This is a genomic window from Nocardiopsis lambiniae (genome assembly GCF_031845465.1).
Classification (GTDB): domain Bacteria; phylum Actinomycetota; class Actinomycetes; order Streptosporangiales; family Streptosporangiaceae; genus Nocardiopsis; species Nocardiopsis lambiniae.
On sequence record NZ_JAVREP010000004.1, the window covers coordinates 143,971 to 156,853 of the forward strand.

10 protein-coding genes and 1 pseudogene are annotated in these 12,883 nt (G+C 72.1%); 3 read left to right on the plus strand and 8 right to left on the minus strand.

Translation table 11 applies throughout. The features are described 5' to 3' along the window. Positions 1 to 34: 34 nt before the first annotated feature. Genes RM479_RS08345 through rhaI form a run of 3 tightly spaced genes read right to left on the minus strand, consistent with a single transcriptional unit; the run spans position 35 to position 4,793 of the window. Complete coding sequence (locus RM479_RS08345; RefSeq protein ID WP_311511143.1) at positions 35 to 1,492, minus strand: rhamnulokinase; 1,458 nt, start codon at positions 1,490 to 1,492, stop codon at positions 35 to 37. Continuing rightward, positions 1,489 to 3,591, minus strand: coding sequence for a bifunctional aldolase/short-chain dehydrogenase (locus tag RM479_RS08350; protein WP_311511144.1), 2,103 nt, complete (start codon positions 3,589 to 3,591; stop codon positions 1,489 to 1,491). Before RM479_RS08350 ends, RM479_RS08345 begins: the two co-directional genes overlap by 4 nt. Next, positions 3,579 to 4,793, minus strand: coding sequence for an L-rhamnose isomerase (gene rhaI, locus RM479_RS08355; protein ID WP_311511145.1), 1,215 nt, complete (start codon positions 4,791 to 4,793; stop codon positions 3,579 to 3,581). Before rhaI ends, RM479_RS08350 begins: the two co-directional genes overlap by 13 nt. 442 nt (positions 4,794 to 5,235) lie before the next feature. Here rhaI and RM479_RS08360 point away from each other — a divergent pair, with 442 nt between their 5' ends. Continuing rightward, complete coding sequence (locus RM479_RS08360; RefSeq protein ID WP_311511301.1) at positions 5,236 to 5,799, plus strand: DUF3887 domain-containing protein; 564 nt, start codon at positions 5,236 to 5,238, stop codon at positions 5,797 to 5,799. Positions 5,800 to 5,852: 53 nt separating this feature from the next. After that, entirely contained in the window at positions 5,853 to 6,824 is a 972-nt protein-coding gene (locus RM479_RS08365; RefSeq protein ID WP_311511146.1) for a CPBP family intramembrane glutamic endopeptidase, read from the plus strand. A 169-nt stretch (positions 6,825 to 6,993) separates the two neighbouring features. Here the strand turns inward: RM479_RS08365 and RM479_RS08370 are convergent. The 4 genes and pseudogenes from RM479_RS08370 to RM479_RS08385 all read right to left on the minus strand — a co-directional run. After that, positions 6,994 to 7,329: pseudogene (locus RM479_RS08370) on the minus strand (Tn3 family transposase); the annotation flags it as partial. Between the two features lie 88 nt (positions 7,330 to 7,417). Beyond that, the gene (locus RM479_RS08375; RefSeq protein WP_311511148.1) at positions 7,418 to 8,356 is read right to left on the minus strand and encodes a universal stress protein; all 939 of its coding nucleotides are present in this window, start codon (positions 8,354 to 8,356) and stop codon (positions 7,418 to 7,420) included. Between the two features lie 127 nt (positions 8,357 to 8,483). Continuing rightward, positions 8,484 to 9,530 carry a glucose 1-dehydrogenase gene (locus RM479_RS08380; RefSeq protein ID WP_311511149.1) on the minus strand — a complete coding sequence of 349 codons (1,047 nt, stop codon included), beginning with the start codon at positions 9,528 to 9,530 and terminating at the stop codon, positions 8,484 to 8,486. Between the two features lie 124 nt (positions 9,531 to 9,654). Beyond that, positions 9,655 to 11,286, minus strand: coding sequence for an FAD-dependent oxidoreductase (locus RM479_RS08385; protein ID WP_311511150.1), 1,632 nt, complete (start codon positions 11,284 to 11,286; stop codon positions 9,655 to 9,657). Between the two features lie 52 nt (positions 11,287 to 11,338). On the opposite strand from RM479_RS08385, the gene RM479_RS08390 reads away from it, so the two are divergent. After that, a complete protein-coding gene (locus RM479_RS08390; RefSeq protein WP_311511151.1) occupies positions 11,339 to 11,917 on the plus strand; it encodes a TetR/AcrR family transcriptional regulator in 579 nt (192 codons plus the stop codon). A 73-nt stretch (positions 11,918 to 11,990) separates the two neighbouring features. On the opposite strand, the gene RM479_RS08395 is transcribed toward RM479_RS08390, so the two are convergent. Next, positions 11,991 to 12,785 (minus strand): helix-turn-helix domain-containing protein, encoded by a 795-nt coding sequence (locus RM479_RS08395; RefSeq protein WP_446725096.1) that lies wholly within the window; start codon positions 12,783 to 12,785, stop codon positions 11,991 to 11,993. Positions 12,786 to 12,883 lie beyond the last annotated feature (98 nt).

Sequence of the window (12,883 nt, forward strand, 5' to 3'; positions counted from 1 at the left end):
CCCGACCGAGCGGAAGCCACGGGCGATGGGAGGGTCAGATGCGGCGGGCGGCCTCTTCCCAGAGGGTCTGCGGGCCGTCGGGTCGGTAGGTGACGGTCTCGGCGGAGGCGGCGACGATGCGGCGCAGGGCGGCCAGGTCTCCGTCGACGGTGCCGACGGCGCGGGCTTGGACCAGCAGGTTGCCGATGGCGGTCCCCTCGGCGGGGCCCGCGATGACGGGAAGACCCACGGCGTCGGCGGTGAGCCGGCAGAGCAGCGCGTTGTTCGCTCCGCCACCGACGATGTGGACCACCTCCACGTCCTTGCCGCTGAGTTCGGCGGCCTGGTGGACCGCCTTCCGGTAGGCCAGCGCGAGGGAGTCCAGGATGCAGCGGGCGACCTCGGCATCGGCCTCCGGCGGACGCTGGCCGGTCTCGGCGGCGAACGCGGCGATGCGCGCGGGCATGTCGCCCGGCGGCAGGAACCGCGCGTCCTCCACGTCCACCACGCACCCCAGCGCCGGGACCCGGGCGGCCCGCTCCAGCAGGTCGGCCAGGTCCACGCCCCTCCCCCGCTCACGCCAGGTGCGCAGGGACTCCTGGAGGAGCCACAGGCCGCTGACGTTGCGCAGGTAGCGGACGGTGCCGTCCACTCCGAGTTCGTTGGTGAAGTTCGCGGCCCGGGAGGCCTCCGTGCGGACGGGGGCGTCCAGTTCCACCCCGACCAGCGACCACGTCCCCGAGGAGACGTAGGCGAAGTTCGGCGTGGTCGCGGGTACCGCCACCACCGCCGAGGCGGTGTCGTGGGAGCCCACCGCCACCAGCGGGGCGCCGACCGCGCCGCCCAGGTCGCCGCGCAGGGGCGCGATCACCGTTCCGGGTTCGACCAGGTCCGGCAGCAGGCTTCGGGCGTCGACGCCGAAGGAACCGGCGAGCACGTCCAACCCCTCCGGAGCCCAGCCGCGCGACCGCACGTCCACCAGGCCGGTGGTCGAGGCGTTGGTCAGTTCCGCGACCTTCACCCCCGTCAGCCGGTACCCCAGCAGGTCGGGAATGAGGAGGAGATCCCGAGCAGCCGACAGGCGGGCGGCCCCCGTCTCGGCGGCGAGCTGGAACACGGTGTTGAACGGCTGCACCTGGAGGCCGTTGACCGCGTACATCCGATCGGCGGGCCAGTGTCGGAAGACCTGTTCGGGAACCCCTTCGGTGCGTGGGTCGCGGTAGTGGACCGGGTTGCCGATCAGCGCACCGTCGGCGTCCAGCAGGCCGTAGTCCACCGCCCAGGTGTCGATGCCCACCGAGACCGGGGCGACCCGCCGCAGCCCCTCCACCACCCCCGCGTACAGGGACGGCACGTCCCAGTGCAGGGTGGTGCGTTCCCCGGCGCGCACCGCGACCGGCCCGTTGGGGAAGCGGGCGACCTCCTCGGTCAGCAGCCGCCCGCCTTCGATCCGCCCCGCGATGACCCGACCGCTGGACGCCCCCAGGTCGACCGCCGCGTGCACACCGCTCATCGCAGGAACGCCGCGGCCACGCCGCCGTCGACCGGCACGTGCAGCCCCGTGGTGTGCGACAGGTCCCCCGCCGTCAGCGCGAACACCGCGTTCGCCACGTGCTCGGGCAGCACCTCCCGTCCCAGGATGGTCCGCTGCGCGTAGAACCTGCCCAGCTCCTCTTCCTCCACCCCGTACACCTTGGCGCGCTGCGCCCCCCAGCCCCCCGCGAAGATCCCCGAGCCGCGAACGACCCCGTCCGGGTTGACCCCGTTGACGCGGATACCGTGCCCGCCCAGCTCGGCGGCGAGCAGGCGCACCTGGTGGGCCTGGTCGGCCTTCACCGCGGAGTAGGCGATGTTGTTGGGGCCGGCGAACACGGCGTTCTTGGAGGCGATGTAGACGATGTCGCCGCCCATGTCCTGGGCGATCATGATCCGGGCGGCCTCGCGGGAGACGAGGAAGGAGCCCTTGGCCATGACGTCGTGCTGGAGGTCCCAGTCGCGTTCGGTGGTCTCCAGCAGCGGCTTGGAGATGGACAGACCCGCGTTGTTGACGACCAGGTCCACGCCGCCGAAGGCCAGGCAGGCCTCGCCCAGGGCGCGGGCGACGGCGTCAGCGTCGCTGACGTCGCAGGCCACACCGACCGCCACGTCGGAGTTCCCGATCTCGGCGGCGGCCTCGGCGGCCTTGTCGGCGTCCAGGTCGGCGATGACCACGCAGGCGCCCTCGGCGGCCAGACGGGTGGCGATCGCCTTGCCGATCCCGCTCGCGGCACCGGTCACCAGGGCGACCCGGGTGGCCAGCGGCTTGGGCTCGGGCAACCGGGCCAGCTTGGCCTCCTCCAGCGCCCAGTACTCGATGCGGAACTTCTCCGACTCCTCGATGGGCCGGTAGGAGGACACCGCCTCGGCGCCGCGCATCACGTTGATGGCGTTGACGTAGAACTCGCCGGCGACGCGCGCGGTCTTGGTGTCCTTACCGAAGGAGAACATGCCCACGCCCGGGACCAGCACGATCGCCGGGTCGGCGCCGCGGATGGCCGGGCTGTCGGGGGTGGCGTAGCGCTCGTAGTAGGCGCGGTACCGCGCCCGGTACTCCTCGTGGAGTTCCCTCAGGCGCTCGGTCACCCGCTCCAGGGGGGCGTCGGCGGGCAGGTCCAGGACCAGGGGCCGGACCTTGGTGCGCAGGAAGTGGTCGGGGCAGGAGGTGCCCAGGGCGGCCAGGCGCGGGTGTTCGGTGCGGGCCAGGAAGTCCAGGACCACGTCGGTGTCGGTGAAGCGGCCGACCTGGGGGTGGTCGGTGGAGGCCAGGCCGCGGATGACCGGGGCCAGTGCGGCGGCGCGCTCGCGGCGTTCGGTCTCGGGCAGGGCCTCGTGGCCGGGCAGGAGGGGGCCGAAGGGGTCGGGGCGGCCCCGCTCGGCGATGAAACGCTCGGCGGCGCGGATGATCTCCAGCGAGTTGGCCTCGGACTCCTCGCTGGTGGAGCCCCAGGCGGTGATGCCGTGGCCGCCGAGGATCGCGCCGATGGCGTTCGGGTTGGCCTTGGCGATGGCGGAGATGTCCAGGCCGAGCTGGAACCCGGGGCGGCGCCAGGGCACCCACACCACGCGGTCGCCGAAGCACTCGCGGGTGAGGGCCTCACCGTCGGCGGCGGTGGCCAGGGCGATGCCGGAGTCGGGGTGCAGGTGGTCCACGTGGGGGGCGTCGACGAGGCCGTGCATGGCGGTGTCGATGGAGGGCGCGGCGCCGCCCTTGCCGAAGAGGCAGTGGTCGAACGCGGCGACCATCTCGTCCTCGCGCTCCTCGCCCGGGTAGACGTCGACGAGGGCGCGCAGGCGGTCCAGGCGCAGGACGGCCAGGCCGTCCTCGGTGAGGGTGCCCAGGTCGCCGCCGGAGCCCTTGACCCACAGGACCTCGACGGGCCTGCCGGTGACGGGGTCGGGGCGCTCCCCCTTGGCGGAGGTGTTGCCGCCGGCGAAGTTGGTGTTGCGCGGATCGGAGCCCAGGGCGTTGCTGCGGGCGATCAGCCGATCGACGGCGTTGTCGGACACGGGTTCCCCCTGCTGGTCGGTGTGGTGCGGACGGGACTGCGGGTCGGTGGTGCTCACGCGCCCCACCCGGCCTGGGTGCCGCCCTTGCGCTCGTTGATGACGCGCTCCATGTAGCCGGATCGGGCGTGCGCGGCCATCGGGTCGGGGTCCAGGCCCTGCTCGGCGCGCAGGTCGGCCAGCAGGGGGCGCACGTCGGTGTTGTAGGCGTCCATGAGCACGGCGTTGGCGGCCAGGACGTCGCCCTCGCGCTGGGCGACGGCCAGGGCGTCGGCGTCCACGAGCAGGGCCTTGGCGGTGGCCTCCTGCACGTTCATGACCGAGCGGATCTGGCCGGCGATCTTGGGTTCGATGTTGTGGCACTGGTCGAGCATGAACGCGACCCGCGTGTCGGCGTCCAGGCCGCCGCCGCGCACGACCTCGTACATGATGCGGAAGAGCTGGAAGGGGTCGGCGGAGCCGACCATGAGGTCGTCGTCGGCGTAGAAGCGCGAGTTGAAGTCGAAGGCGCCGAGTCTTTCCGCCCGCAGCAGGAACGCGACGATGAACTCGATGTTGGTGTGGGCGGCGTGGTGGCCGGTGTCGACGCACACGACGGCCTTCTCGCCCAGTTCGAGGCAGTGGGCGTAGGCGGTGCCCCAGTCGGGGACGTCGGTGGCGTAGAAGGCGGGCTCGAAGAGCTTGTACTCCAGCAGCATGCGCTGGTCGGGGCCGAGCCGGTCGTAGACCTCGGACAGGGCCTCGGCGAGGCGGTCCTGGCGGGCGCGCAGGTCGTCCTGGCCGGGGTAGTTGGTGCCGTCGGAGAACCACAGCTTGAGGTCGCGCGACCCGGTGGCGTCCATGATGTCGACGCACTCCAGGAGGTGGTCGACGGCCTTGCGACGCACGGCGGGGTCGGGGTTGGTGACGCTGCCGAGCATGTAGTCGTCGTCTTGGAAGACGTTCGAATTGATGGCGCCGACGGAGATGCCGAGGTCGGCGGCGTGGGCGGCCAGGGCGGCGTGGTCGTCGACCCGGTCCCAGGGGATGTGGAGGGCGACCGTGGGGGCGACACCGGTGAGGCGGTGGACCTGGGCGGCGTCGGCGAGCTTCTCCCAGGGGTCGCGGGGGACGCCGGCCTGGGCGAACACCTTGAAGCGGGTTCCGGAGTTGCCGAACGCCCAGGAGGGGAGCTCGATGTGCTGGCGCCGCAGGACCTCCAGGGCGCCGGCGCGACGGTCGGAGGACGATGTGGCCACGGCGGGTCTCCGTTCGCAAGGGGGTGTTCGCATCGACCAGGGTGACCCTGGAGCGAGTGACTTGAATCGTTTTACATGATTCAGTGCGAAGATTATCCCCGAGATCACAGAGGCGTCAAGATGCGCACCTGGGGGGAGACGGCACGGCGACCGAAGCGATCTTGAATCGTTTTTACCGCAGGCTGCCCGGGGTCGAGGAGAACACGCCACGGAGGGGGCGGACCAAGCAAGCCCGAAAGAGGCATCCTGTCGGCGACGGCCGTGGTGTGGCATCCCATGCACACCACGCCGCCGCACCCGCACCAGAGGAAAGACCACGGGTCGGTGGACGAGCCCTCACGGTGGACGGACACACCCGTTCGGGCAGGGTCGCACATCGTTGCGCGCACCCTCCTGGCGCACGGCCCGGTTGTAAAGGTATGCTTTACAAATGCAAGAAGGATTGACAGATGCGCTGCGGGCCTTGAAAGCGCGCATGGAGGCGTTCCTCGCGGCACGTGTCCTGACGAAGGACGACGACTGGGCCGACTCGATAGGGCGTGCCGTGAGCATGCAGGCGGCTGCCGATGACGTCGTGCGTGCTGTCGTGCGGCAGGCGCGCCAGAACGGCACCACGTGGCAGGTCATCGGTGACGCGCTCGGCGTGAGCAGGCAGGCGGCGTTTCAGCGCTATGGCAAACCGATCGATCCCAGAACAGGAGAACCCATGAACACCACGCCACTCTCCGGCGTTGCCGAACTGGCCGCCTCGACGATCGAGGACCTCGCTTCCGGGCGATGGACGCGTGTCACCGAGCGGTTCGATCCGGCCATGCGCGACGGCCTGTCGGAGGACGCGCTCGCGGCCGCGTGGGCACAGGTCGTCGGGCTGTCAGGAGCCTTCGAGGGGTTGGGAGAGCCGGAGGTCATCCGGGCCGGCGACGTGACCATCACGAACACACCACTCTCGTTCGAGGCGGGCGACTACACGGCACGGATCGCGTTCCGCGACGACCGCACCATCGCCGGTCTGCACATCCTCGAAGGGCGGACGTCGTGACCATCGAATCTCCGGGCGGGTCGAAGACGACCACGCCCCGTGGCGGACCCCGCGTGAGCGGCCGAGATCTGCGATCCATCGGCGTGTTCACCACCCTGGCGTTCGCGCTCGCCTGGCTCCTCGCGCTCCCTCTCTGGTTCGGTGACGGACTCGCCAGCCCCTGGTTCACCCTCGTGGCGACCGCCACGATGATGACCCCCGCGATCGCCGCCCTCGTCGTCGTGCTGTTCGTGGAGCGGCCGCAGCAGAAGGCGTGGACGCTCGGACTGTGGCCGTTGAGACCGGTTCGCAGACTCCTCGTCTACTCGGCGCTGGCCATCTTCGTGCCCATCGCGCTGGTCCTGGTGGCGCTCCCGGTCGGCGCGCTGCTGGGGGTCTATCCGGCCGACTTCACGAACTTCTCCGCGTTCCAGCAGGTCCTCGACGAGCAAGCGGGCACCGCAGGAGCGGCCGAAATCCCGATACCCATCGGCGCGCTCATCGCCATCCAGATCGCCATACTCCCCTTGGCGGCGTTCATCAACCTCATCCCGGCGCTGGGCGAGGAACTCGGGTGGCGAGGGTGGCTGCTCCCGAAACTGATACCGCTGGGTACACTCCCGGCCCTCCTGATCTCTGGCGTGATCTGGGGCCTTTGGCACGCCCCGCTCATCCTCCTCGGGTACAACCATCCCGATGCACCGGGCTGGCTCGGCTTGACCGCGATGGTCGTCATGTGCGTTCTGGTCGGCGCGGTCTTCGGCTGGCTGAGGCTCCGATCGGGATCCGTGTGGCCCGCGGCCCTGGCACATGCCGCGTTCAACGGGGCGGGCGGGACCTACCTCCTTTTCGCCGCGGCGGGAGAGCACGTCGACACCACGCAGGCGACGGTCCTCGGCTGGAGCGGGTGGATCGTGCCGCTCGCGCTCGTCGTGGTCCTGATCGCCACGGGACAGTTCGCTTCCGCGAAGCACCCGCCCGCCCCGCCGTCGAAGAAGGGGCGTCTCCCCGCACAGCCGGCGACGGGACGAGTGACCCGTGAGTAGTCACAGCGGATTCTGCGGCCTTCAAGAAGGGGTGTAGCGGTGTGGCCGGTGGAACACCGGTCCCCCGCGTGGCCGGAGTCGCCTACGGGCCCCGGCCGTCGCGGAGGGAGGCCCCACCATTGCGCGGAGGTTCTCGTCCGAGGCGCAGGCGGGCCCAGGCCCCGGTGTCCTCGATCGGCCGCCGGTCGATGACGTTGCGGCCCCGCTCCCCGGACAACTCGTCCGCGCCGGGGTAGAGCACCTCGTCCGAGGCCCGGAAGAAGGTCAGGTCCTTGAAGTCGCGGATCCGGGGCATCAGGTCGAACCCGAACAGGGTGGCCGGGGTGAACAACGGCGCCGACCGGCCCTGGGTGTCGGCGTGTACGGTCGAGGGCTGCACATCGGACTTGTCGTCGAGCAGCCCCTCGATCAGGTGGACGGCCTCCCGCGCCCCGCACGGGATGAACCGGGAGAACAGCGCGACGTAGGTGTCGGAGACGTAGTGGTGGGCGATCCGACCCGCCCCGGTGAGCGGATCCGGCCGGGGAACCCCACGAGAACGCGGGCGGCCCGGTGGGATGTCCCCCACCGGACCGCCCGCGATCGCCGGTCGGTCAGTCGCCGCCCCCGGCCCAGGGCGTGTCCTCGGGGTCCTCGGCGTGGTGCGGGATCACCACCACCGGGACGGTCGACCGGTGCAGCACACCCTGGCTGACCGACCCCAGGAAGAGCCCGCGGATGCCACCGCGCCCGCGCGACCCCACGACCACCATGTCCGACTTCTCCCCCTCCGCCGCCAGGGCCTCCACCGGGGAGACCCGGGTGCGCAGCACCGAGACGTCGACCCCCTCGGTCTCCTCACCGAGTTCGGCGAACATCGTGGAGATCATCTCGGCCGAACGCTCCGCCAGCATCTCCTCGGGCGGGGTCCATCCGGAGGCGATCATCGCCTCGGGCGCGAAGGGCGTGGTCATCTCCCAGCTGTGCACCACCACGAGCGAGACCCCGTCCTCACGGGCCCGCCCGAAGGCGAACCGCAGGGCCGGCCGGGAGACCTCCGAGTCGTCCACACCGACCACGATCCGACCGGTGCGGTCGGTGCGGGACCACTCCGCCGGCACGACCACGACCGGGCAGTGCGCCCGGGCGGCCAGACGCACCGCCGTGGAACCCGTCACCGCGACCCGCAGCGCGCCCAGGCCGCGCGAACCCACCACCAGCAGGTCCTCGTGGTCGGACCGCTCCAGCAGAGCCGAGGCCGGGTCGTCCATCTCCAGGAAGGTGCGCACCCGCGCGTCGGGGGCCAGGACCCGCACCCGGGCGGCGGCCTCGGCCAGGACCTCCTCGCCATGCGAGCGCAGCTGCTCGGTGGCCGACGGACGGGTCGGCCCCTCCGACATCACCAGCAGGGGCATCGGCAGGGCGAACACGATGTCCAGCGGGCGTCGCGTCCGTCGGACCTCGGCCGCCGCCCATTCCAGGGCCAGGCGGGCCGGTTCGGACCCGTCCACGCCCAGCACGATCTTCGGGGATCGGGGGTCATCGGAGATCATCTACGGACTCCTCGCGTCTCGGTGTTCACAAGGGATGACTGCCCGGGCGCCAAGAGGGAAAACACCGCGAAGGTCCCCTCCGGGCAGGGCCGAGGACCCCTCACCCGGGAGCCGCGACACGTCGCTCTCACAGGTCGATGACCACCTTCACCTCCTCGCCGGACGGAGCGGTGAACACCCCGGCGGCGTCCGCCAACGGCACCCGGCGGGTGATCATGCGTTCCAGCCAGGACGGATCCGTCCCGCTCAGGGCCAGGGCCGCCTGCTCGTAGTGGCGACGGTTGGCGTTGACCGAACCGAACAGCACGTCGTTCTCCAGGACCAGGCGTCGGCCCATGACGTCGGCGTCCAGCTCCACCCGGCCGCCGCCGCCCAGGCCGACGAAACAGACGATGCCGACGGCGGCGTTGTGGACCATCGCGTCGAGGATGACGTCGCTCGCGCCGGTGGTCTCGACGATGATGTCCAGGGGCACCTCACGGGCGAGGTCCGCGATCGAACCGGTGTGGTAAGTGGCGCCCAGCGCGGTCACGAGGCCGGGCTTGGCACCCGTGTCGACCCGGTCCAGGACGTGCACGTCCAGTCCGCGCCGGACCCCCAGGAGGGCGGCGAGCAGGCCGATCGGGCCGGCCCCGGTGACCAGGACGGTACGCGGTTCGAACCAGGCGCGCCGGCCGATGCGCTCGATCTGCTCCCAGGCCTTGGCGACGATGGTGGTCGGCTCCATGAGGACGCCCACGCGCTCCAGCGCGGGGTCCAGTCGCACCGCGTAGCCGGGCTCCACGGTCCACTGCTCCGCGCCGTAGCCGTGCAGTTCCTTGATGCCGCGTTCGGTGAACCCCCCGTTGCGGCACATGTCGAACTCCCCGTGGCCGCACGGCCCGCAGGGCGACGGATCGGGACGGCGCACGATGCCCACCACCAGGTCGCCGGGTGAGAAACCGCTGCCGGGCGGGGCCTGTCGGACGCGGCCCAGGGATTCGTGGCCCAGGACGAGGCGATCGTGTCCGGGCGGGGCCGCGCCGTACTCGCCGTCGACGATCTCGCGGTCGGTGCCGCAGACGCCCAGCGCCACCCCGTCGACGAGGAGTTCGTTCTCACCGGGGACGGGCGGGTCGATCTCCTCCACCCGCACCGAGCCGATCCGCATCGGTGCCACCGTCAGTGCCTTCATCCGTCCCCCGCCGTGTCAGGTGCCTCCGGGTGCGACCGCACGGCCGCACCCGGAGTGGTTCCCACGGTGAGGGCGGGCATGGTCGGGACTACGGTGTCTTGCCCCGATCCATGACCTCCCTTGGTCACCCCGCGGCCATGTGACGGGCGCCGCGCACACCGAACACGGCGGCCGGGCCGATGGTGGAACCCGGGCCCGGGTAGGTGCGGCCCATGACGGACGCGGAGGTGTTGCCGGCGGCGTACAGACCCTCGATCACCGAGCCGTCCTCGCGCAGGGCGCGGGCGTCGGCGTCGGTGAGGACCCCGCCCTTGGTCCCCAGGTCGCCGACGACGACGCGGAAGGCGGTGAAGGGCCCCTTCTCCAACGGGCCCAGGCACGGGTTGGGGCGCACCGTCGGGTCCCCGTAGTAGCGGTCGTAGGCGGAGTCGCCGCGGTGGAAGTCGGCGTCGATCCCGGCGCGGGCGAACCCGTTGAACCGGTCGACGGTGGCGCGCAACCGGTCGGGGTCCACGTCGATGCGGTGGGCCAGGCCGGCGAGGTCGGACGCCTTGACGAGGATGCCGGCGTCGGCCATGGCCTTGTTCTTGCGCGGGTCCAGGGCGAAGGTGCGCAGGTAGCGGCGGGCGTGGCGGGCGTCTCCGATGAGCCAGAAGGCGCCGCCGCGGTCGTGTTCGAGCATGTGGTGGCCGAGGTCGACGTAGGACTCGGCCTCGTTCGCGAAGCGCTCGCCCCGGGCGTCGACCATGATCGAGTAGGGCAGGGCGCGTTCGCCCACGATGAAGGCGGGTTCGTGGCCGGGTGCGGCGGCGATGGACGCCCCCCACCAGGCGTCGTCCATGAGGTCCAGGGCGGCGCCGGCCTCGTGGGCGAGTTCGATGGGTCCGCCCAGGTCGCCCGGGTTGCCGGAGGGGTCGCCGTCGATGCCGTGGTACTTCCGGCGCCAGGCGGTGTTGTGGTCGAAGCCGCCGGCGGCGAGCATGACGCCCCGCCGGGCGCGCACCTCCACGGAACGACCCTCGCGGACGGTGCGCACGCCCACGACACGGCCGTTCTCGACGACGAGGGACTCCAGCGGGGACTCCAGCCACAGGGGGACCTTGAGGCGGCCGACGACGGCGCGCAGGAGGGAGACCGCCAGACCGGCGCCGATACCGGCGAGGCGGCGGCCTCGGAGGGTGGAGAGGGCGACGCGTCGGACGACCTCCGCGCCCCGGACGAACCCGGCCGGGGTGGACCAGGCGCGTTGCAGCAGCCAGACGTCATCGGTCTTGACGGGCATGGCGGCGGGGGTGCGCAGGGTGGGCCACCAGGGGCCGGCCGCCCGGGTGTCGACGGGGTCGACCTCCACCGCGCGGCCGATCTTGCCGCCGGTGCGCTCGGGATAGTAGTCGGGGTAGTCGGGAGCGCGGGTGAAGACCACTCCGTGCCGCCGGGCGGTGTCGACCAGGTCGGCCACCCCGTCGACGAAGGCCTCCTTGCGGGCGCGGGAGGTGGCGGGCCCCTGATCGCCGACGGTGGCCTCCAGGTAGGCCAGGGCCTCCTCCCGGGAGTCGGCGACCCCGTCGCGGCGCATGAGCGGGTTGTCGGGCAGCCACAGTCCGCCGCCGGACATGGCGGTGCTGCCGCCCCACCGGTCGGTGCCCTCCAGCAGCAGGACCTCCAGTCCGGCGTCGGCGGCGCCCAACGCCGTGGCGAATCCGGCTCCGCCGCTGCCGACCACGATGACGTCGTAGATGTGCTCGGACTCGGACATGGCCCACCACCTCACCTATCCGGACAGGACTGTCCGGTTCTATGCTGTCAGCATGCCCTCTTCTCGCACCAGGCACAACAGGGGCCCGGCCGCGGCCTCCGACAATCGGGCCGCCGTCCTGGCCGCGGCCCGTTCGCTGTTCGCCGATCAGGGCTACCAGGTGCCGCTGAACGCGATCGCGCGGGCGGCCGGGGTCGGCCAAGGGGTGCTCTACCGTCACTTCCCCACCCGGCTGGACCTGGCGTTCGCGGTGTTCGAGGAGAACTTCGCCGAACTGGAGGCGCTCGCCGCCGACTCCGGACCGGAGGGCTTCGGCCGGCTGTGGCGCCGGCTGGTGGAGATGACGGTGGCCGAGGCGGCGTTCGTGGAGATGGTGGTGGACGCCCGACGCGCCCTGCCCGACTACGACGGCCCCCGCCGCCTGGCCGCCCTGCTGGAGGAGCCGCTGCGACGCGCCCGGGAGGCGGGGTCGGCGCCGGCCACCGCCGACCCGCGTGACGTGCTGACCGCCGTGCGGATGGTGTACGGGGTGACGGTGACCGAGCCCGACCGGGACCACACCCGCGCGGCGGTGGAGCGGGCGCTGGGGCTGCTGCCCCGGTGGTTTCCCCCCATCCCCGAAGGGGGGTGAGCCCGCCCCGGGCGGTCCTCGCCCGCTCACCCCCGGGAACGGTGCGGACCCCCCGCGAGCGTGTCCCCGCCGGTCATTCCGCCGGGCGTCCGGCGCCCAGCAGGCGGGCGGTGGCGGCGTCGGCGGGGAAGAAGGACTCGATGGCCAGCTCGGAGACGGTCACGTCCAGGGGGGTCCCGAAGGTCGCCACGGTGGACAGGAACGACAGCTCCGTCCCGTCCCGGTGCAGGCGCAGGGGCACCGCGATGGGCGGGGTCCCGGACGGTTCCCCGGGGTCACCGCCCGGGTAGCCGACCAGTTCCCGGTACAGGGCGGCCAGGTCGGCGTCGCCGGTCCAGTCGACCTGGAGGCGCAGCCGGTGCAGCAGGTGGGCCCGCCACTGCCCCAGGTTGGCGATGGCGGGCGCCATACCCCGCGGGTGCAGGCCCACCCGCAGCACGTTCACGGGCGGGGCCAACAGGTCGGGGGCGACGCCTTCGAGCAGGAGGGCGGCACCGGCGTTGGCGTCGACGAGGGTCCAGTCACGGTCGATGACCACCGCCGGGTAAGGGTCGTGTCCGGCGAGCAGACGACGCACCACCTCGCGCACCGGGCCCATGTCGGCGTCGTCGAGGGTGCGCTCGGCGTAGGCGGGGGCGTATCCGGCCGCGAGCAGCAGCCGATTGCGTTCGCGGAGGGGAACGTCCAGGCACTCCCCCAGCCGCAGGATCATCTCGCGTCCGGGTCGGGAACGACCGGTCTCGACGAAACTGAGGTGACGGGCGGACACCTCGGCCCGCAGGGACAGTTCCAGCTGACTCAGCCTGCGCCGGTTACGCCACTCCCTCAGGAGCGCGCCGACCGGCGCGGTCTCGGCCACCTCGATCACGCCATGTCCTTTCTCGTCGCCCGGACCGTCGCGTGAAGGTCGTGCGACGGCGGGTGGGGCGGGGCGGGGAGCCCCTGGTCACCTGTGCCGACTCCCGG

Coding starts and splice junctions, on each gene's coding strand:
- RM479_RS08345 (WP_311511143.1), bottom strand. CDS start 1,492: ATGAGCGGTGTGCACGCGGCGGTCGACCTGGGGGCGTCCAGCGGTCGG.
- rhaI (WP_311511145.1), bottom strand. CDS start 4,793: ATGCGAACACCCCCTTGCGAACGGAGACCCGCCGTGGCCACATCGTCC.
- RM479_RS08360 (WP_311511301.1), top strand. CDS start 5,236: ATGGAGGCGTTCCTCGCGGCACGTGTCCTGACGAAGGACGACGACTGG.
- RM479_RS08375 (WP_311511148.1), bottom strand. CDS start 8,356: ATGATCTCCGATGACCCCCGATCCCCGAAGATCGTGCTGGGCGTGGAC.
- RM479_RS08380 (WP_311511149.1), bottom strand. CDS start 9,530: ATGAAGGCACTGACGGTGGCACCGATGCGGATCGGCTCGGTGCGGGTG.
- RM479_RS08385 (WP_311511150.1), bottom strand. CDS start 11,286: ATGTCCGAGTCCGAGCACATCTACGACGTCATCGTGGTCGGCAGCGGC.
- RM479_RS08390 (WP_311511151.1), top strand. CDS start 11,339: ATGCCCTCTTCTCGCACCAGGCACAACAGGGGCCCGGCCGCGGCCTCC.